The organism is Paenibacillus mucilaginosus 3016, assembly GCF_000250655.1.
GTDB lineage: Bacteria > Bacillota > Bacilli > Paenibacillales > NBRC-103111 > Paenibacillus_G > Paenibacillus_G mucilaginosus.
On sequence record NC_016935.1, the window covers coordinates 4,187,935 to 4,209,473 of the forward strand.

Genomic DNA, 21,539 nt, shown 5'->3' on the forward strand with positions numbered 1-21,539 from the left:
AAATGGATTGTCAACACAAAACTGAACAACAATTATGAGGGCGCTTTTTTAGCTATTAGGGGGTAAGATAGCCGAGGGTACCGTGGATGCAATGATGAAAAAACCAGGTGGACATAGACATTAGTTGAACAAAGGTCAGCGGCAGTCTAAGACTTTATTCTTCAGTCTTGGTCCGCCGCTGCTTCGTTTTATTAGTCAGTCTAATGCTTAACTCCACCGTTTCCGCTTCAAGATCGCATGGCTCGGATTATTTGCCGGACATGCTTGATTTCGTCCTCATACCCGTCCGTAAAATCTCTTGTTCCACCTGAACCTCCACCCAGCATGTCGGAAAAATGTCGCCCCACTTATCCTTCATTTTCTTCCATGCTTTCGGCTGATCCCGTTCCACCACTTCCAAGAATCCAAAAATATCGCTGTTCATGCGTTGAACCGCCTTCACGGCCTCCTCGACATTCCGCTTCGTTACCACTTTCCATTGCTGCTGCAGATTTCGGATCTCGGGCGATTTAGTGAGGTCCGCCGGGCAATCCGCTTCTCCAACCTTACCGGTTTGGGGATCAAAATATGGATGACCGGCGATGTTGTCCGGCGATCTCGTCATATACTTGCGGGAGCAGATTTGTTTTCGCGGTGTGGCCGTTGTGCGCCCAGACGATCGACTTCCCAAGTTTCTCCTCCGTCCATCTGGCATTTTCGTACATCGCAATATCATACTGATTGTAAAAGTCTTTAGGTTTCTCCGGTAAGTATCCCATCATTTTGGTAAAATGTTCGATGACGGCAGCATGCTGTTCGATCCAGGTGAATTCTGGGGATTCCCCGTTCAATTCCGAAAGATTCATGTAAATGTACGCATCCTTCGTTCGGGGATAAGGTCTTTAAACGTATCGTTCATAAGTGGCACAAGTTCCGGTTTATGCAGTTGCACATACTCTATGATCGATTCATAGACATTTTCGCTAATCGTTTTCACATGCCTATGATACGCACTTTTTGATCATTGTCTGGATTGTTATTATAGACCCGAATCCATTCAATCAGATCGGTCATTTCTTTCGTATTAAATATAAGGTAACCCCACTGCTCCGGACGACAGCGCATGCCTTGTCGCGAACGGTTCCCGGCGTGACGACCTCTGCGTCGATGGCTAGCTGCGAATCGCCGCTAGCAGATGTCGGATCGAGGCATCCGAGACCGAGTCCGACATGCCCACTTTCAACTGCTTTCGAACACATCTCCCACGCTGCCGCATCAACGATGACGGCAACAAGCGTCTCCCGTCAACCCAACTCTAGCAGCCGCTTCAGAACGAGGGTCAAATCCATTCGCCGGTATCCGACAAAATGACCGGTCTCGCCGCCTCCTCTGCCGCCGCTTGTAATGCTTCATCCAAGGAATAAGCTTCTGTCGTGAAGCCGAATTGCTCACTTCGGTCCCAGAAAGCATTGGGTGATAAGCCGTCATATGACAGTAAATACGCCTCATGGTGACATAATGGCATCTTGGCAGTATGACAATTACTTTGCAATACTCGGGGAGACAAATCGCTTCGCAATGAATGTCAAACAATAACCCTGGGGAGGAAAAAAATGAACAAGAAATTATTAACGAGGCTGGCGCTTACTACAATAGGTAGTATAAGTTTGGCCGGTTGTTCCACAGAAGAAATCCCATCAACACCATCCAGTTCGGGCAATACGCCTGCATCTAAACTTGAAACTGCCATGAAGGACAACCAGACTCCATTACAGTGGCTGGAGAAGAATGCAAGCAAATTAACAACAACAGAGCCTCGTGCTTCTTTGGAAGATTTACAACCACTTAAAGAGATGATAGGATCTGCTTCTATTGTTGGTTTAGGCGAAGCTTCTCATGGCATGCATGAAATATTCACGATGAAACACCGTATCGTACAGTATATGGTTACGGAATTGGGGTTTACAAACCTTGTCTTAGAGGAGAACTGGGGGAAAGGATTGATGCTTGATCAATATGTTCTTACAGGTAAAGGGCATCCAGGCAAAATTCTTAGCCCCGTGTTTAACAATAAAGAAATGACGCAAATGTTGGAATGGATTCGTGACTACAATGCCAATCCCAAACATCCCAACAAAGTACGTGTAATCGGGATGGATCAAAAAAAATTAGATGAACATGTGTTTAACAAAATTTCGGACTATATCCAACAATCTAATCCGAATTTGATTTCTCAATTAAATGACAAAATGAAAGAGCTTATTTCCGCAACAAAAGATGAAGAAAGTTTTGAGAAACTGCCGAAAGATGAGAAAGAAAAGCATCTTTCCAATGCCCGGTCTATTATTGAGCTGCTAGAAAAAAATAAAGTTAATGCCGGCAAGCAAAAAGAAGCTTACGCATGGGCATTGCATAGCGCCCGTATTATCGAGCAATTTATTCATATGCTTTTAGCTGAACAACAGCCGGAGTTCTTCTTAAGACATGATATTGCAATGTATGAAAATGCGAAGTGGACACAAGAACAATGGGGGAAAACCATTGTATGGGGTCATAACGGACATATATCCAAAACCAATACTCTTCCATTCGTATATCCGGAGATGTCAGGACAACATTTGGCTAAACATTACGGCGACAAATACGTATCCATCGGGACTTCAATCCATTCAGGTTCATATAACGTTGTTAATGAAAGCGGCAAATTCGGTCCATACGGAACGGTTAGAATCGATGACCCCCATAGCATTAACTATACCGTCGGACAAGTCAAACATGATCAATTTTTTGTAGACTTGCGCAAAGCAAGCGGTTCGGTGAAAACTTGGTTAGATGAAACCCGTCCTCTATTTGCCGGAATAACAGCATTGGGGCCTGAAGTACCTTTGTTTGTAGACGCTGCATTCGGCAAGACATTTGACATCTTTTTCTATATCAAAAAGGTCACTCCATCACAAATGAATGAATAATACGATTCCTTAATCAAAAGGAGAAACGAAATGAACAAAATTTCTATGCTCACTGTATCGACAATGATTACCGCGACTCTATTACTGCCATTATCAGGAACTGGTTTTGCAAAGCAGACGGATCCCCTCGTTACTACTTACAGTCAAGATTCGCAGACCAAAGCCAAGCAACTTATCGATGAAGCTGCTAACCATCAAAATATACCGGGCATAATTGTAGCTTCCTCAAACAAAGGATCAAAATGGGCATATGCTTCCGGTGAAGCAAGCATTTACGGTACTGACCCGGTTAAGACGAATTTTACTTTCCGGATAGGTAGTCTAACAAAGACGTTTACTGCAATGGTCATTCTTCAGCTTGTTGATGAACAAAAACTGAACCTGGATGACACGATAGAAAAATGGCTGCCTGATGTTGTTAAGGGTACTGAATATGAAGGGGATCATATCACGATTCGGCAACTATTAAACCAAACAAGCGGTATTCCTGACTATTCAGAACACAAGGATATTCTCGATAAATTACTTCCAAACCCGTTACATTCCTTTACTGTTGACGAATTAGTTCGTTCTGGACTGAACATGAAGGCAACCTCTAAGCCTGGAGAGAAATGGGTTTATTCCAATACGAATACGGTACTTGCAGGGATGATTATTAAGAAGGCTACTGGAGAAACATACGGGCAACATATTAGGAAACGTTTCATAGCTCCCCTTAAGCTAACGAGCACTTATGTACCCGACGACTACTCGTTTATTCCAGGTGAACATGCACGAGGATACTTCGTACTCGACGGTCAATTCATAGATAGAACCGAAATGAATCCCTCTTGGGCAGATGCTGCGGGATCTATGATCTCCACAGCGGATGATCTGAATACATTCTTCAGTGCCATACTTAGTGGCAAGCTATTAAAACCAGCTACTTTAGATCAGATGTTAACTGGGGTTGAAACTCCAGTAGGTGAATACGGCTTGGGGATCGTTGGAACAAAGCTTACGAATGGTATTACGATTTGGGGGCATGGCGGCAACTTTCCAGGATTCGCAACGTTCGCAGGTGGAACTCGCGGCGGGGATTATGTACAAACCCTTAATATTAATGCGATGCCTTCTGAAATTAATACGTTGCCTCTTTCCAAAAGCATTGCCGAGCAACTCATTGGCTCTTCATCACATTAAGAACACCAGCAAGCTGGCACCGGAAATTTCCTATTCCGGTGCCAGCTTGCTGCCATCGCGGCCCCGACCGTTTCCTCTGCCCGCGACGGAATGTCAGAGCCGCTCCGCCGGCGGTGGCGCTGGCTGCCCCTGCAGGGGGACGTGTTCCGACGTGTAGCTGTATATTTGTTCCACCAGCGCTGAAGCCAGAGTGATCTTATGCTGCCCCCTGGCGAAGCCATCCCCTGCGCAAGCAACGTGCCGGGCAGAAACCTTCAGATAAATGTAATTTACTTCCAATTTAAGTCCAAATTGGTTATAATACAAATAAAGATATACCGGGAGGTGCCGCAATTGCTATTCTTTAAATTACAACCTTTATTCAAAATTATCGCTTTCGGTCTCTCTATTTATGGCCTCTATGCAATAATCTCGGCGATATTGGGAGTTTTTTAACTTACGAAGGTTGTCGAGGCAAACATCCCATACTTTATTTGACCAGTATTAAATCGTAATAATTAATGGAGTCTGCCGATCGGGTAGCCTCCTTATGTTATTCAGCTAACGTTCCCAGTCCCTCAGTATTAAGGATTTATCTCACGTATGCTCACTCATTCGCAGGATTTCATAACCTTAAATTGCCGGAATAAGTCAGGAAATAAACCACAGACATCCATAAGATCAGTTTTTGGGTATGCGGGAATAGAAGAAACGCTCAGATACATTTCCCTGGGGTCTTCTCTACTGCACGCATACTCCACAATCCCTTGGAGACTAACCATCCCAAGGCTCTACGGGTCTGTGCCCTTACATTCCTTCGTTACACCTGTCCAAGGTGTGGAGACCGATAGCGTTTAGCGGATGGGTCTGTGCCCTTTTGAGGAACGAACTCGGTCCTCCGTGCTTTCTTTGTTCGAAATCCTGCGAATGAGTCAATCCACGTCTGAGCTTACATTCTTACGCTGCTTGAACCAAAGGGTGCACTGTTTTTTCAGGAGTGAAGGACTCTCCACTGTGTACCATTCCAATTAATATCCGCGCCAGTTTCCCCAGCAGTTTAAGTATCGAATTCTGTTTGCTCATATGCTTTACTTTTAGATTATCCTCATGTAACTGTCGGAAGAGCGGATTGACTCCTGTCAGGGTTAGGGTAGCAAGATACATGTACTTCCGGAGAACGGCACTCCCTCGCTTGGAGAGTATAACCTCCCCTTTGCGTTTACCCGACATACTTTCCGCTAGGTTTAAACCGGCTTTCCTTAGCAGTTGACGCCCATGAGCATACTGCGTTAAATCGCCTGCGCCAGAGAGAATAGCCGCAATATAAATGGTGCCCAGACCTTTAACTGAACGCATTTGGCCAGCAATTGGGATGTCTTCGAGCAGCAATGCGACGTCCCTTTCAATCTGTTCTAAATGACTTTCGATTCGTTCATACTCTTCAATTCACCGCCCTAGATCCTGCTTGGCCTCATGGAGCGATGTAATGTCCCCTACACTCTGGTTCGCCTTAAAAAGCAGTTCCGCGGCTTTCTGAATGCCTGAGCAGCCGCCAGCTCGCTGCATGTGTTTTCTAAGCCAGCGGATAATACGATTTTGCAGCCGTACGCTGCCCGTAACCCAGAATTCCCGGTCACTCATCATGACTTTCAGCCGCTGATAGCTTTCGGTCTGCCGACTGTACTCGTAGTAATAACCACGGCTAACCACATCTGCAATAACCAGTGCATCCTTTGGATCACTCTTGGATTGACAGTTATCCCGATTTTCCTTGTTCCTTTTGGCGCGCTGCAGCTTTTCAAACCCTTCTGCTGTGTTCTTGAAGGAAAGATGCCGAGTGGAAAGGACGATTCCCCGGACGCGTGTCCAATTCATCATGGTTTCAGCCATTATAAGCAGTATAGAACAAGACGAATTCTATCTGCCCTAGTACAGGTGACAAGATATAGTGACTATGATTCAAAGTGTGCCAAAAACCCATAAACATCAATGGTTTACATATAGCGACTATATAAAAAATAAACGCCCCTTTTGTTAGACATTTAGCCAAGCTTTCCAACATAGTCACAAGTACAGTCGCTATACTTGTGACTACGTTGGTAAAGCTAACAGGAGTGAGACAGGTTGGAGGAGAACGTACGACTAAAGCATACTTGGAGACTCGCGGCAAGCTACTGTACTTCGATCATGAAAGCTAACAACACGTGAACACAGTAACCATGAGCGGCGTAATTTTTCATTTGTTCGTGTATGAGAATGGGCTGTAATTAGCCATAGTGGCTCTCTTTGCTTCTTTTCTCTGTCTGCCTTGTCTCAGCGGACCAGAACAAGAATCTGGTTCGGCCCCACCCGCTTCAGGACTCGGTACCCCTTCTCCGACGCGGTTGCCACCCCACGCTCGCCAGGTCGGCAGTAGCCTCCCGGAACGCAGGTACCATCGTCTCGCGCGAGCAGCTTGCCGAGAAGCCCTACGGCAGCCCATTCTGGACGCTGCATACGGGGGATATATACCTGTCTAGGATCGTATGAAGGATGTAACACCGGATGAATCCGTCTTCCTGCCGGGATCACTACATTTCCCTCAGGGTCTCTTTGCTCGGGGACATCAGACTCTTCATAGAGGACACGACCCCACACGTCCGTGAGAAACATATTCTTCCATCGTAAATCCGCCGCGTCGCCCAAGACGGCTGGTGAAGAGCTGACTATCCCGAGAACATAACGGTCCCCCGCATCCGCTTTTCGGATCTTCTCTCCCTCGAGTGTGACCCAATAACCAGGTTCTATCGGCATGCCGTCTGTCGTTTCAAACATTACCGCATAATCGGCCGATCCCGATATGACGGTGCCTTCGATACGAACATTGCCCTCCTGATCCAAAATGACCACATTGCGCGATGGACCGTTTTCCATCCCGTTACCGAGATGAAAGGAGTAGGGATACTGGGCCGACGCATAGCGGCCGATGATGAACGCTCCTTCGAATCCACCCGTATCGGTATTCCGCCCTCCTGCGTGGGAATAATCTGCATCAGCAGTCGTATTGGCTCCTTCCGCATGAGCGTAATTCCCGCTAGCTTTCGTTTGGAGCCCTTCAGCGTGAGCACATGCTCCCTCCGTTGTGGTGAAGGACCCCTCGGTGTGGGAGCATGAACCGAAGGCCCGTGTCCAATTTCCTTCCGCATGTGCTGCCAGCGCGCGTGCTTTAGAAAAGATCCCCTCCGCATGAGCCCCGCGCTCCGTCGCATCGGTCACTTCACCTTCCGCATGGGCCGCGAACCCCTCGGCCAATGTGCCAGCTCCCTCCGTGTGGGAATGCTGCCCCCGCGCGATGGTTAGAAAGCCCTCCGCATGAGAGGCAGCCCCCTCGGCGTTGCAGCCGCTTCCTTCCGCATGGGAGGCATAGCCAACAGCCGTATTCACGTCTCCCTCGGCATGGGAATACTTTCCCTGTGCCCGAGAAAAGTATCCTTCGCTGTGTGCGGCAAACCCTTCCGCTATACTGCCATTTCCTTCCGCATGGGCTGCAAAGCCCGTCGTTCTGGAGCCGTTGCCCTCGCTGTGAGAAGCATTTGCCTCAGCTACGGTGGACACCCCTTCCGCGTGGGAGGCTACTCCACTTGCAGCGGTCATCCATCCTTCCGCATGGGAAGCTTGTCCCGATGCTGTCGTCGTATATCCCTCTGCCTCAGAGCAGGCTCCCGTCGCTTTTCTGCTACATGAATCAGCCATGTGCTTTTCCTTCCTCTCATCATGACTTCAACGATTGGTTAATAGATTGCTGTTTAGAGGGATATTCCCCTGAGAGTATCGTATGAGAGAGAGTTAGTCAGAGACACGGCGTAATACACTCACATTTCGGATTGGAGTCCAGGGGCAAGCATCTCCTAGCAGAGCTAGTTTTCCATTCTCATCCATGATACTGCAGCTTATAATTGACTAGTAGAGACAACGTTTTCGAGAAACGGGGAATACGAATGCAACCTGTCTTATTAAAAATGAAACTGCGCATGCCCCCCCTGCTTCCCGGCGTAGTGCCACGCCCCCGTCTGCTGCTTTCACTTGAAGAAGGCCTGGAGCGGAAAGCGACCTTCATTACCGCCCCCGCAGGTTATGGCAAATCAACGCTGGTCAGCGCATGGATCGGGCAGCGGGCCATGCCTGCCGCCTGGCTTTCGCTGGATACTGGCGACAACGATATGATCCGCTTCTGGCATTATATCATTTCGTCGATCGACTGCGCTCACCAGGGGTTCGCGGACAAGGTGAATCCGGCTTTAGAGTCGCTGACGCCGGGGGCCTTTGAGACCTTTCTCGTCCCGCTGCTGGGTGAACTGGGGGAGCTGCCCAACCCGCTGGTGCTCGTACTGGACGATCTGCACGTCATCCATGATAAACGAGTTGTCGCTTCGGTGGCCTTCTTCCTTGACTATCTTCCTGCCCAGGTCCACCTCTATATCACCAGTCGCGAGGAAGCCGCCTTTGCGACAACGCGGCTCTTCAGCAGCGGGTGGGCAGCGAAGCTGGACGTCGGAGATTTGCGGTTTGACGTGCGAGAAGCCGCGGAGCTGTTTCGTCTATGGAAGGATGCAAGCTACACGCAGGAGCAAATCGAGTTGCTTGTGCAGCGAACAGAGGGCTGGGTGACAGGCCTCAAGCTGGCAGCACTCTCCCTTCGCAAGGCGGAGCAGCTGGCAGTCATTATTCAAGACGTTGCTGGCGACAGTGGCTGGATCGCGCAGTATTTGCTGGAAGAAGTATACCACTCTCTGGAGCCAGCAGTGCAAGATTTTCTGGCCAAGTGCTCCGTTCTGCAGCGTTTCTCCGGCCCGCTGTGCGAAGCTGTTTCGGGCGAAACGGACTGTCGGCAATTGCTGCTCCAGCTCACCGATGCAGGGTTGTTTATCATCCCTCTGGACTACCAGAAGAACTGGTTCCGCTTCCACCATTTATTCGCCGATTTTCTTAAGAGCCGGCTCACCCGGAGCTTTCCGGGCGAAGTTCCGGGCTTGTACAAGACCGCCGGCGACTGGTGCGCAGCACGCGGCATGCTGGAAGACGCTGTGGAATATTATTTGGCCGGGAAGCATTTTACCGAGGCCACCCAGCTGCTGGAGCGGAGGAAGACCTTCGCGATGAAACGGGAGTATTCCACCCTCCGCCACTGGCTTTCTGCAATTCCCGAGCCGATCCTGTGGGAGCATCGGTTCCTGTATTTTTCCTATATCTTATCCCTCCTCTGGAATCATGAGCCGCAGCTAGCCGAAGTGTACCTGCAGCAGGCCGAGCAGCGGTATCACCTATCTTCCGCGGACTGGAGCCAGGAGGAGAAAGACCGGTTTCTCGGAAATCTCTACTACCTCCGTAACACCAAGGCGACCCAATACGATATGGATGTCGTCCAGGGCCTAGAGTACATCCAGTTGTCGCTTCAGCACAGCCCGGTCGGCACGGATCTGCTGTTCGCCCCGCCTCACATGCCGCTATCCCCCAGTATATTCCGTTCGTACAACGGCAAAAGGGGGCAGCATTTGTCCCGTGGAATGGCGGATACCTTCTTCCAGCGGATGATCGAATTCCTCACCCCTATGCGCGTCCACGATTCCACGATAGTGTGCTATGGCGAGCTGCTCTATGAACGGGGCGATCTGGAAGAAGCGGAGGCCGTCTTCAGGCAGGGGCTGCAAGAGAACGTTCACAACCCCTACCAGCCGGAAAAAGTGTACGTGACGGCTTACCTGTTCCTCTCGCGCATTGCCAGAGCCCGGGGGAATAACCTGGAGGCGAAGCGGTGGCTTGAGGAAGCCCAGCAGCGGGCGGTTTCGGACCGGGTGGCGGCCGTTTTTCTGTTCATCGAGGCAGAGCTTGCCGCGCTTGCACTTGACCAGGGAGATGTCGCCCCCGCCTTAGAGTGGAGAGACAAGTATAAAGTCAATGAGGGCGACCCCGTGTCCCTTCCGCAGTTGTATATCTACACATTCCTCGCACGGGTGCTGCTTCAGGAAGGGCGATGCGAAGAGGCGGAAGCGCTGGCAGATCGGCTGTTTCTGCTGGCAGTCCAAGGTCACAGGCCTATGGACGCCTTGGAACTCGGGGTGCTGCAGGCGCTGATACACCGTCACGCCGGAAAGACGGAGCAGGCGGTCCTGACGCTGGAGCAGGCGCTGAGGTACGCCGAGTCGGACGGGTATACCCGCGTGTTTGCCGATAGGGGTATGCCTGCTGCAGAGCTGCTGATGACCTACATCGAGATGCGCCGGAAGGGACATATACGGGAGAGCGAGACGCCGAGCCTTGCCTTCGTCAGACACGTGCTGTCCTGTTTCAGTGGCACCGAGTGGACCGGACAGTCAGGCAGCCGTGCAGACCGGACGGCACGGTTGGAGCAACTCCTTACGAAGCGGGAACTGACGATTTTTCGCTGTTTGGCAGGCGGTATGACCAACAAGCAGATGGCAGAGACGCTGAACATCGGCATGGGCACGCTCAAATCACATATCAACCATATATACGGCAAGCTCCAGGCCAGGAACCGTGTAGAAGCGATTCGCCGCGGCAATGACATGATGGAATGAATGGACCCAGCAAAAAAATCTAACCTCGTCTATAACCGGGGTTAGATTTTTTTTGTGGCCATATGCGCTATTCTAGACGAAGGAGGAACACTACTTCAGAGAGTAGGTGAGAAGGTAATCTACGTGGGATCAGGCTTGAAACGAGGCGTCCCGCTCATCATGACGCTTCTGCGGCTTCAGGCACCCCTCGCCGCTGCGCCAGGCGGAATGAGCGGTCGGGAATGGCATGCGACCCTTATCTCGTCATGACGCTGGCGTAGCGGAATGCAGTGCCCCACAACTTGAGCGCCAATTAGGGGTAGTACCAGCGTGGCTGACACCATCCGCAAAGTAGATGTAAGTAATTGGTGATAAGGAATCTCGTGTCACGGATATATTTCCATTTTCATTAAGGTCATCGGAACTTAGCTCTATAATAACCGTACTTGAGGGTGATATTTATACAAAATCCTAGAGTTCTTATTATCGGAGAAGGACAGCAGGCGACGGGATATGCCCGTGTTATACAAAGCCTTGCTTCTAATCTAGCTAGTGAATTTGAAATTGTTCATTTTGCAATTAACGACTATGGTTCTTTCCGGTCCATTCCCTGGATTACAGAGCCTAATACCATATTGGGTGATCGCTACGGTTGCAAACAATTACCCGCCCTGTTGAAGAGGTATTCCCCTGATCTGATTCTCATTTGCCATGACTATTGGCTTTACTCCCTCTATGAATCTTCACTGACATCATACTCTGGTAAAACCATCGCATATTGTCCTATTGATCATAATGTAGGCCCTGATCAAATCAAAGATCTAAGCTCTGTTGATGCGCTTGTTGTGTATACCTATTATAGTAGAAGCCTAGCCCTCCAAGCTTTTGAACAGCTCCTTAAAAAAAATGAGCCTATGAATATTCCCACAATCGAAGCCATCGGATTCGGGGTAGATTTGAATGCTTTTTATCCATTACCTGAGGGGCGAAGGATGTCTCGCCAAAAATTGTTTCCAGACCGTCCTGAGTTACTTAATGCCTGGATTATTTTGAACGCTAATCGAAATTCGTTCAGAAAAAGAATAGACCTTACAATAAAGGCATTTTCCGAATTCTGCCGTGGAAAGCCCGATGTGTATCTTTATTTACATATGGGTAGGGTCGATTTTGGAATCGACGTACTTGATCTTGCTAAAAGTTTAGGCATAGAAGAACGACTCCTTCTAACAACACAAAAGGAGGATAAACCCAATCTAAATGATGCTGATTTGAATTTAATTTATAATGCATGTGATGTGGGACTCAATACCTGTATGGATGAAGGATGGGGTCTTGTCTCATTTGAGCATGCAGCGACTGGTGCAACTCAAATAGTTCCTAATCATAGTGCTTGTTCCGAATTGTGGAATGACGTAGGTATCCTTATTCCTACTGATGTGGACTTAAAGGGAAATCGAGTCGTTAACAAGACCTCTTTAGTCGAACAGATGAATCTGCTTTACCATGGAGATAAGAAAATGGCGTATCTTTCAAAGAAAGCTATGGAGTATGCCACTTTACCTCAGTTCCATTGGTCCAGCATATCTAACAAATGGAAGGAATTAATATTGAAGACTCTTGGGACTTCCCATTAAGGAGGACTTTTTCTTTGAAAATCACAATACTCACATGGAACATGCAAGGGGCAGACTCTAAAGACCCCTATAAGCAAGGCAACAAAATTAACACACTGAAACGCTGGATTGGATGTTTTAGTGAACCGTTTGTTATGTGTATCCAGGAAAGTGGGAGGCATGCTTTTATTAATGATGCCATTAATGATGGTAGTTTACAACTAGTTGACAATAGAGGAGTTTATAAAGGCACAATACGCATGGGAAGTAGGCTTGAGCTATTTGTTTTATTTTATGAAGATGCTGATGCGGGAAATAATCGATGTAGTTTAGCTGTCATAACCAGAGCGGAATATACCACAAAAGAAACACGTGTTATATGGCATGAAACAGATGATGGTTTACGTCCTTCTTTGGGAATTAAGATAAAAGATGCAGATAATTTAGAAATTTTTTCCCACCATGCTCCATCTTCTGAGGCTCGTTTTGCAGCATCATACAGTATTAATCAGCTAGACGATGTATCTGCGGGGAATGGCTATAATAAATTTGTATATGCGGGGGATTTTAACTGCTCACCCATAGAGTTAGAAAAGAAATTTGGAAGAAAACCATGGAAGTGTACATGCAGTAGCAAAGAAACCCATAAAAGTGGCGGACGAATAGATTATGTCGTCACTCCAGAAAATTCAGATATCAATCTCGTGATACCACCTGCTGCTATAAAGGGTGACAATTTATCATCAGACCATTACCCGCAATTTTTTGAATATACAACCTAAATTTGGAGATGATTAATTTGAAAAACTTAGCTAATTTACCTGTCATGTCTCAAGCAAATGCTCTTGCTCAAGGTATGAATATCTACGGTACAAGAGATACATCATCATTTATCAAGTTACTTGTAACTCCAAGCAAAGCACCGAATAAAACAGTTACTTTTCTTGGAAAGGATTATCAGATTCCAAGCTATGTTAACCTACTAGAGAATACGGAGACATATTATGATGCAGGAGCCTACAACTCAAGAGAAGAAGTTCAAAATAGTCTTGGAGCTCATGTGGGAATTAGCGGGAAATACGGAGCGTTTAGTGGCGAGATGGAGGCTGATTATTCTCAGGCATATCACAAGAATTCGCAATTTGACTATGCCTACCGTAATTTTTATACCCAAGTCGCCACATTACAATATCAATATGACCCCCAATATCTTTCCAGTGAGTTTTTAAGTCGATTGAGTGACCTCCCCTACGAGTCCGACACAGACAATCTCGATATATTTTCAGAGTTCTTTAATGACTTCGGCGTATTCTTTACTAGTAAGGTTGTTCTTGGAGGAACCTTGCAATTTTACATATCCGTTGACAAGCAGAGCCAGACAAGCACAAACGAAATCTCTGCGATGGTGAAAGCACAGTACGAAGCATTGTTTAGTAGTGGAAGCCTAGATGCAAATATCAAAATCAGTGATGCTTGGAAACGTTACTCAACTAATAGTAACTCGACATTGAAGGCTACAGGAGGCGACCCCGAGAAAATCTCTCGCATAGTTATGATTGACACCTTCGAACCATCCAAGGAAACTGTAGAAGCCTTCCATGAATGGGTATCGAGTATTGCAAGCGATCCTGCAATAATAGATTTTAGCTTAGAAGGAATCTGGCAAATTTGTGGGGATAAACGGCAAGCCGTTCAATCAGCATGGGAAAAATATTCCGATATCATGCATCCAAGAATGACCATTCGTACGAGTAGCCAGGTCATCGAGTACCCCATTGAAATAGAACCAGTTACACCGAGTATCTATATTGGAAGCCAATCCTTCAAACCAAACGATACACCGGCTTCACCGGCGGGCTTTCAAGTCCTCATTCTCTCGGGATCTAATATCTCCGAGGTGATTTTCAACAAATACTATGCTATTCCACCAGTTCAATACTGGTATCTTCCTTCTCTAGAGGTGTGGGATGATTTTGTAAAAGATGTACAAGGGAAGCATGATTCTTCGAATAACATATTGATTCTTGTCACTTTCGGCTTAGACCTAGGAATGACTCCAAGTTCCGATGCTATTGACGTTCTAAGAAGCGCTGGAGCAGGCTCAGGTTTAGTAAAGTGGGTAAAAGGCTGCTCACCTCCAAGCCAAGCACCGACGCCTAGTTGGGTTTCTTATCCTGCAATGTACTCGCTAACAGGCATCTTCGGTAATGGACCAGATACTGGAGTCGAGTACCTCAAATATAGTGGTTGGGACGGAGTATATTCAGACTTATCCTTAGACTTATCCATTTATTTTTATCGCCAGACATTCAGCGGAAACTACACATTTGGATTAGGAGAACTATAGAGTCACTTTCATAATTCAAAACCCTTGCCGTAACTGGTTTTCAGGGCAACAAAAAAAGGAGTACCTACCCAAGTTATTGAATGTATGGTTACCACACCACACTCAAACGAAGGAGGTACTCTTTTGCATTCTATTCGTCAAGAAGAACTGTTTTCCCTGCAAGAGCTCATGGAAATGGTGCCCGAAAATAAATACAGCATCGTTTTCAAAGCGCTTGACCTCTTACCTGCACTGCGCATCCTCAACAAGAGAACGCACAGGGGTCGGCCAGAAGAACTGAACTACGCAGCCATGGGTGCCCCAATAGTATCAATGAATGGTGTAGTTTTGTTTTATGGCGGTAAAATTGGCGAGGAAGTTAATGAAGAGGACCTTGTACAATTCAGTCTAAGCGATAATGGGATCCCGTTGTATAAAAACAATGATCCCCCTTTCAAACTACCCGATCTTGGTGAATTGCACCTGGTGACGAACCTGACGCTGCACAACGCACCTCTGGGACAGCCCATCTCGTTGGACTGCCTAGACCGGTTTCCGAATCTTAATTCACTGAGTTAATGGGGGAACTTCTGCGATGTAGGCTTGTTGGCTCATCATGCCCAGTTAACAAATCTGGAGCTGCGTTTTATGCCTGATCTAGGGGAATTGCCTCCTTTGAATGCGTGGCCGTTGCTTGACAGTTTTATTGCCTACAATGTGGAAGAGATCGCGGGCAAGCGCATTCGGCAGCAAATGAAAACACGTGCTAAAACCCGCCCGTGGACCGGCCATGCATCAGTGAGTCAGTTGAGAAAGCCTGAGTGGTGGACATCCGAATTTGGCCGCCCGTTCTTGTCCTGGCCTAAACGTCTGGCAAAGCTGGCTAATGAAGCTTACAACGTCGCTCAGGCAACCTTGGCTGAGTCACGCAACTTTTCCGAAGCTGAGGCAGCGATTATTGCTTTCACCGTGCGCTTCAATACCTTAAAGATTTTACATGGCCGATTTTCATAAACATGCGAACGGCGCCAACCGGTACGGGCTCTTCGAAGCTTCTTACTCGCAGTTAACGGACTCTATCCTTCATCTTAAGGAAGAGCTCAATCCATTGAAGGGCATCGAGCTTTTTCCGCTACAGAACCGACGTATCTTATGCCTTTGATACGGAAAGGATCAAGCAGTCTTTTATCCGATTATCTGGAGTCCACCTATACGCCCCACCGGGAACCGACCTGGCTGTCCACTCCGGTTCTAGCCTACGGGGTCGCTTGCTATGACCATTTGATCCAGCATATTGAGGACATCCGGACGGACAGCGGCATCAAAGACTTCCGTTTCTTTCATGTGATGGGCGACCATAAGCTTTTGATGTATCCAAAGACTGCAATATATGCATGAAATCGGCTTGATTCGTGCCGAGCGGGCTCAAGCTTATGAGGAAATCCTGTAGGACGCTTCCATTCTGAGAAACCTGCTCCTGAAATTCGGCTTAACCGGAAATACCCGTCTGCTGGATCGAATAGTTCTTCTTCTCCGCAAGATTGCGGATTGCGAGAAGATCATCCTGGGACTCCTGTCATTTTTGAAATATCGTCTCCCGATAGAATTCCTGTAAAACGAATAATTTGGTCTTTGCAATAAAATAAGCGCCTCGGTACGATGGGGTTGCACACGAGGTCATTGCCTCAAACCCATCATCCAGGAGGACGCTCTACTATGAAGTTTAAAGCTTAAGACAAACAAAATCAACTCATTGAAAACATTACCTCTGTCCATCTCGTTGTTGGCGTAGATATCGCTCAAGAGGCCCATGTAGCCCGTGCAGTCAGCTATCGTGGCATTGCACTTGGAACTCCAATCGACTTTGGCAACCATGATGAAGGCTTCCGCCTCTTCGGCCGCTGGATTCAAGATCTGCTTTCGACATACAAGCTGACCAAGGTCATCATCGGCATGGAACTAACAGGTCATTACTGGTTGAGTCTGGCCCGGTGGCTTCAAGCTAAAGGCATTGAAGCAGTTCTGCAAGACAGAGTTGGAGAAGTTTATTTATGTAAAAACTCTTTTAGGCCACCGGCTGCGCAGTCTCACTAGTGTTGACGCCCATGCTGGGCGTTAAAAGTAAATAGGCAGCCGATCTTTGGACCAGCTGCCTTTGGCGCCTTGTTATTGTGCTATTATTCCTTAAATATCTTGAAAATGTGATCTTAATGAGAAATAAGGATTACGTCAACCGGAGACTGTAACGTGACTACAGCTCAATAGTATCCAGAATCAATCCTTTCAAGAATTGCCCAAAATCTTCAGCTACAGTTTTTTGTGGCCAATCTATACCTACACCGGCTGGGTATGCAACTACTTTTGGTTCTACATCTACTTCCGACCCCTGATTAAAATCCATACAATAGTAATAGTCGCCGAAATCATCTTCATAAATAATAAATAAATTGTTGGGTAGATCAATTGTCTTTCGCTCAAGTAAGGTTAGCCAAACAGCATTGGGTACAGCATCATTTTCAAATTTATCAGAAGTAATACCATAAACCTGATGACCATACGTGCTTACTATCCCGTATTCTTTAAGAAAATCACGATAAATACCGCGAAACTTAATACCCAGCTTTTTCTCCGCTACATGAATAAGTTCGTCAGAATGAGGCCCCAAATGATATGTCTTCGGGTCTTCTTTCATTAAATCTTTAGCTTCTTCATAGTCTTTAATACTCATATATTATCCTCCATTATCTATAAATTCCTGCGCTCTAGCTTTCCAATAAGATTCTCTCCATGTTTTGAAAGCTTGGAAAGCCTCGTACAACGTGATTCAGGGGAGGCGACTACCTCCTATTCAACAAATGAAGCGAATGGAGGGGCGTGGGAGTATCATTGCTATCACCAGAAACATTCCATTTAGGTCCACCGCTCTTGCCCTCGGCTTGCAGTGGCAGCATACAAAAGAAAAGCTCTCTCCGCTGTCATTTGCCGCCAGGGTAGCTGCAGCTCAGGCGGTTCTTTTTTTGCCACCGAAGGCAGTGGGTATAGGTGCGGAATGTATGGATCACTGACGATTACAGCAGTGGAGCGGCACCAGGTTAGCATTGGTTAGGGAAGTCGTTGTGTAGCCCCAGACCCAGACCTCCTCTCTGCAGCATAACTAGCGCAGAAGACAAAGTAGGTAGGATTCATCCATGCCTGGCTTTTGGCATCAGGCTGGATCATCGATATGCTTGAAGCAGCTGAATTTATAGCCTGTAGGTTCAAATCGAGGAAGACTTTGCTTCCTCCAACGCTAGTCGAATCGGCTAGAGAAAATTCAGTCTTGATTTTATGAATGGGTGGGGTGTGGTAGACTTCACCTTAAAGGTGCTCCTTTTTTTGTGGGTGATGTTCTCAGCAAACACCATTCTACCAAAAATTTGGAGCACTTTTTATATTTTTAGAGCATGGAACTTTAGAAATTCAGGATCAATTCATTTGTTAAGTTGTGGTAAAATAAATCTTCTTTGGTAAAATATATGATAAACTAACCTTGCATCCAACATATTACTAGAAAAGAGGTCATCCTGTGAAAAAATTTGTATTGATGCTTGTAGCTGTATTCATGCTCCAAATATCCTTTACCGCAGCCGCTTTTGCAAAGGACAGGCTTTACCCTGGTGAAACACTTACTAAGGGACAGTCATTAGTGTCAAACAATGGGCGATTTGAACTTCGTTTCCAGTTCGATGGGAATCTGGTACTTTATAAGGACAATACGAAGGCAATCTGGGCTTCGGGCACGAATGGTGCATGCTTCAGAAATCCTGGTGATCCACTATTTGGTGACAGGTGTTTGGATTGGCCGACCTATGTACTTTTCACCCCATCTCGGGCGGGTACCATGGGGCTCGTAATTAGTAACAATACATATAACTCCTATCAATTTTGGGCAACTGATAACGCCGGATGGATTAATAACAGCGGTCATTACTCGAATAAGCCAAAGCCAGAAAACAAAAACGCCAACATTCTGATAGTACAAGATGATGGGAATGTAGTCCTGTATAACGAATCACCATACCTTGTCGTGTTACCTTATCCTGTTTGGGCTACAAATACAGGCGGGCAATAAAATGTCATAGGGAGCCGCATCAATCTGCGGCTCTTTTTTATTTTGTATTTCATAGGAACCTTTGTAGTAGCGAATCTACGGATAACCCAGCGAGCGCATGGAAAAGAGTCCATACACCATTCGTATGGGCAGCCATAATAAGCCTTTTGACGTTAAAGCCACCAGGAAGAGATTGCTTGTTAGAGTTGGCGGTTTAGTTTAAAAATTCATCTCAATATATGAGGGGCTACGAGCAGCCTTTCGCTACCCTTTACACGGGGCCCCTCGACTGTCTGGTATTCCGGCCACTGCGTAACGCCCCCTACCCCATAAATAGGGCCCCGGTTTCGTGCAAAATTAGATGGTTTTAGTGGTTGGGGGGTTGGGCGTGTCTTCCTTTACCACAGGGCCGGTGACTTCACGCTGGAATGGGATGGGTTGGAGTTCCACAGGAAAGTGGACCATGCTCCATATGCCGCGTATGTGTACGTATCAAATGCCCAACTTTTATTGTCGCGCACCGTTAATTCATGATAAGAGAAGAACAGGTAACTTCGGCTTCTAACAAGAATGATCTCCAACCCCAAATCTTCCATAGTGTGTTTTGGATTTGCCAGAAGGACTTCGTCCTTTACCCACGTTTCAAATTCGGCTGGGTCGGATTCGTTAATATCATGGTCAGCAATATGGTCCCCAGCAACACAAGTAAAATCCGCACACGTATCTCTCCCTTCATAAAAGGCTATGAAATTCGGGGCGTGGACATGCTAGGAAGACCATTTTGTCATTGGGTGTAAAATTGTAATCTGACGGTTACTTCAATGCAAAATGGAGCAGCTGCCGAGGCAAACTGCTCCTGCATCATTCCACTAACGTTCGCCGATAGCTCGGTCCTGCAGCCGGTAGGGATATGAATAAAAGAATCCTAACAAAATACATGGATCCTAAATTACTAATGAGGAGTAAATATTTTCCGTATACTTAGTAATAGCTTCGTCATAATCTGGATACGTATAGCCGAGACTTTCTGACACAGCTTTTGAGTATTTTCTAAATAACTCATAACAAGTTAATAACGACTGCCACATTTCCTGATACCCATTCTCAGAATAGGTTGATAGGAGCTTTTCCCAATCTTCATTAGGAAGGTAACGATTAATAAATTTATAGTTCTTCCCTACGCTAAAAGTATATCCGTGTTCAGACCCGATTTGCCAAGCCATCATTCTTAATAGATTAGGTCTTCCAATCTCGTTTAAATGGTCAATCGCAAAGAGTATTTCTTTTCTGGCTAGTCCTTTTACTACGTAAGTTGAAACCATCCAGAACTCATTACAACAATCATCAAATGCTCTTGCGGTCGGCTTTTTAATCCAATATTGACGATCGTCTGCGATCACTTCATTATTGATTAGAATATCCTTATCAAGCAGGACCTCAACTAAACCGTCGTTCTTGGTAAAATAATCTCCCACTTCGTTAATTGGAAAGTGTCAAGTCTAACTTATTACCATCCTCAAAAAGAATTATATATGAAAACCAGTTACCTAGCTCTGACGGAAAAAGCTCCATATCTTCGGGTTTTTGCATCATAAGCCGATTCCCAAAAAATTCAAGCCATTGGTCAGTCTCTTTGAAAGATTCAATATCTGTTACAAAGTAAGAGATGTCATAATCCCGGAATGTATCAACGGGAATATTTTTGTTTGTACGTGACCCTTCCAAAGTTGCCAGTCGTATTCTATCATCATTTTTAGCGAAATTGATAATGGTACTCATCATTTCATGTTCACTTCTCAAGCAGTATTCCTCCGTTCCAACCGGTTTCATTTGAAGCGTAGTTTCTATATAGCCACATTATCGACGAAGATAGACATTCGAGAAATGTATCGTGATCGTTGTTGTGCATGTCTATATGGACGATCTGCTTATATTCGTTGTGCACTTGCCTGCTACCCGTTCAATGAAAAATAGAACAGTTGCCGCAGTGATTTGCTCTTCTGTATTCCGCTAACGCCTCCAGTTAGCTTAAGATCATACTTTTAAAATTGGAAATACCAAAAAATCGCTTTCTCATTAGCTGTTGGAAAATTCGAGTAAAGCATACTATCAACGCCACCGATTTTAAAATCGTTTCTAGCATAAAACAAGCAGGCCGAAATATTAACATCCTGCGTTTCTAGCATGAGACCAATTAAATTGTTTTGCCTTGCCCATTCCTCAGCTTTTTTTAATAGCGCGGTTCCGATTCCCTTCTTTCTCTGATCTTTGGCCACTGCTATATCTTCTACAAGAGCAAAACCATTCCAATTGGAACGTAGCTTGATTTGCCCAATACTGATATTGTCATCATAATACAAAAAAACGGCCTTTTCTCTTTCATAAATGTAACTAATGTCGATGTCATCATTTTCATATTGTTTGTAATATGGCTCTTCAAAAATCTCCTCTGTATATGTCCATATACTATCTTCATATTTAGGTATAATCCTACCAGTGACCATAAAACCCTCATTGTGCTTGTTAAAATCCTTCAAAGTAGAATGCGTCATTTTGATGATCATATTTATTAACTACCCCCACGATCACAAAATACTGTCCTTATTATTATACCATATATTGGAACTATACTGCCCGTTAACTTAACAAATTTAACAAAAAAGGGGATGCCTCCACACATCATCAGGAGGACATCCCCTTTTACGTATCACTTATATGTGCGCATATTCTTCAGTACATTATAGTTACAGGTGATGCGGTGGGAGGACCTATATATATGATGGTACTCAAAGGCTGCCGGATAATAACCGGCAGCCCATTGCTTCATGAACTAACGTTCTCAGATAG

15 protein-coding genes and 4 pseudogenes are annotated in these 21,539 nt (G+C 46.1%); 10 read left to right on the forward strand and 9 right to left on the reverse strand.

Going from position 1 to position 21,539, the window contains the following annotated elements:
* Positions 1-247 precede the first annotated feature (247 nt).
* The 3 genes from PM3016_RS37450 to PM3016_RS41430 all read right to left on the reverse strand — a co-directional run bounded on the left by PM3016_RS37450 (position 248) and on the right by PM3016_RS41430 (position 1,104).
* Positions 248-604, reverse strand: coding sequence for a Ger(x)C family spore germination C-terminal domain-containing protein (locus tag PM3016_RS37450; protein WP_238540548.1), 357 nt, complete (start codon positions 602-604; stop codon positions 248-250).
* Positions 561-845: an erythromycin esterase family protein gene (locus tag PM3016_RS18245; RefSeq protein WP_013917931.1), complete on the reverse strand. Its 285-nt coding sequence runs from the start codon at positions 843-845 to the stop codon at positions 561-563. The genes PM3016_RS37450 and PM3016_RS18245 overlap by 44 nt, the downstream gene beginning before the upstream one ends.
* Before the next feature lie 127 nt (positions 846-972).
* Entirely contained in the window at positions 973-1,104 is a 132-nt protein-coding gene (locus tag PM3016_RS41430; protein ID WP_128758928.1) for an erythromycin esterase family protein, read from the reverse strand.
* Positions 1,105-1,592: 488 nt separating this feature from the next.
* Here PM3016_RS41430 and PM3016_RS18250 point away from each other — a divergent pair, with 488 nt between their 5' ends.
* Both PM3016_RS18250 and PM3016_RS18255 read left to right on the forward strand, forming a co-directional pair.
* Complete coding sequence (locus PM3016_RS18250; protein ID WP_014370445.1) at positions 1,593-2,948, forward strand: erythromycin esterase family protein; 1,356 nt, start codon at positions 1,593-1,595, stop codon at positions 2,946-2,948.
* A gap of 30 nt (positions 2,949-2,978) precedes the next feature.
* Positions 2,979-4,130: a serine hydrolase domain-containing protein gene (locus PM3016_RS18255; protein WP_014370446.1), complete on the forward strand. Its 1,152-nt coding sequence runs from the start codon at positions 2,979-2,981 to the stop codon at positions 4,128-4,130.
* Positions 4,131-5,066: 936 nt separating this feature from the next.
* On the opposite strand, the gene PM3016_RS18265 is transcribed toward PM3016_RS18255, so the two are convergent.
* From PM3016_RS18265 to PM3016_RS18275, 3 genes are all read right to left on the reverse strand, one after another.
* A complete protein-coding gene (locus PM3016_RS18265) occupies positions 5,067-5,498 on the reverse strand; it encodes a transposase (protein WP_041617084.1) in 432 nt (143 codons plus the stop codon).
* Positions 5,499-5,555: 57 nt separating this feature from the next.
* Positions 5,556-5,987, reverse strand: coding sequence for an IS110 family transposase (locus PM3016_RS18270; RefSeq protein WP_013917938.1), 432 nt, complete (start codon positions 5,985-5,987; stop codon positions 5,556-5,558).
* 435 nt (positions 5,988-6,422) lie between these two features.
* Complete coding sequence (locus PM3016_RS18275; RefSeq protein WP_238540549.1) at positions 6,423-7,742, reverse strand: peptidase G2 autoproteolytic cleavage domain-containing protein; 1,320 nt, start codon at positions 7,740-7,742, stop codon at positions 6,423-6,425.
* Positions 7,743-8,086: 344 nt separating this feature from the next.
* Between PM3016_RS18275 and PM3016_RS18280 the strand changes: the two genes are divergently transcribed.
* From PM3016_RS18280 to PM3016_RS39785, 7 genes and pseudogenes are all read left to right on the forward strand, one after another.
* The gene (locus PM3016_RS18280) at positions 8,087-10,684 is read left to right on the forward strand and encodes a winged helix-turn-helix domain-containing protein (protein WP_013917940.1); all 2,598 of its coding nucleotides are present in this window, start codon (positions 8,087-8,089) and stop codon (positions 10,682-10,684) included.
* A 431-nt stretch (positions 10,685-11,115) separates the two neighbouring features.
* Positions 11,116-12,297, forward strand: a complete 1,182-nt coding sequence (locus PM3016_RS18285) for a glycosyltransferase family 4 protein (RefSeq protein WP_148279689.1) — start codon at positions 11,116-11,118, stop codon at positions 12,295-12,297.
* 14 nt (positions 12,298-12,311) lie between these two features.
* A complete protein-coding gene (locus PM3016_RS37455; RefSeq protein ID WP_014370449.1) occupies positions 12,312-13,058 on the forward strand; it encodes an endonuclease/exonuclease/phosphatase family protein in 747 nt (248 codons plus the stop codon).
* An 8-nt stretch (positions 13,059-13,066) separates the two neighbouring features.
* Positions 13,067-14,623 carry an MAC/perforin domain-containing protein gene (locus PM3016_RS18290; protein WP_236628853.1) on the forward strand — a complete coding sequence of 519 codons (1,557 nt, stop codon included), beginning with the start codon at positions 13,067-13,069 and terminating at the stop codon, positions 14,621-14,623.
* A gap of 123 nt (positions 14,624-14,746) precedes the next feature.
* A pseudogene (locus PM3016_RS41435) lies at positions 14,747-14,917 on the forward strand (transposase); the annotation flags it as partial.
* A 120-nt stretch (positions 14,918-15,037) separates the two neighbouring features.
* Positions 15,038-15,592: pseudogene (locus tag PM3016_RS18295) on the forward strand (hypothetical protein); the annotation flags it as partial.
* Positions 15,593-16,354: 762 nt separating this feature from the next.
* A pseudogene (locus PM3016_RS39785) lies at positions 16,355-16,627 on the forward strand (IS110 family transposase); the annotation flags it as partial.
* Between the two features lie 226 nt (positions 16,628-16,853).
* Here the strand turns inward: PM3016_RS39785 and PM3016_RS18305 are convergent.
* Positions 16,854-17,330 (reverse strand): SMI1/KNR4 family protein, encoded by a 477-nt coding sequence (locus PM3016_RS18305; RefSeq protein ID WP_013917946.1) that lies wholly within the window; start codon positions 17,328-17,330, stop codon positions 16,854-16,856.
* An 837-nt stretch (positions 17,331-18,167) separates the two neighbouring features.
* Here PM3016_RS18305 and PM3016_RS37465 point away from each other — a divergent pair.
* A complete protein-coding gene (locus tag PM3016_RS37465) occupies positions 18,168-18,713 on the forward strand; it encodes a hypothetical protein (protein ID WP_014370453.1) in 546 nt (181 codons plus the stop codon).
* Between the two features lie 923 nt (positions 18,714-19,636).
* On the opposite strand, the pseudogene ant(6) reads toward PM3016_RS37465, so the two are convergent.
* Together ant(6) and PM3016_RS18320 are read right to left on the reverse strand one after the other, a co-directional pair.
* Positions 19,637-20,492 (reverse strand): annotated as a pseudogene (ant(6), locus tag PM3016_RS18315) (aminoglycoside 6-adenylyltransferase).
* Between the two features lie 242 nt (positions 20,493-20,734).
* Positions 20,735-21,256 (reverse strand): GNAT family N-acetyltransferase, encoded by a 522-nt coding sequence (locus tag PM3016_RS18320; protein WP_014370454.1) that lies wholly within the window; start codon positions 21,254-21,256, stop codon positions 20,735-20,737.
* Between the last annotated feature and the right edge of the window lie 283 nt (positions 21,257-21,539).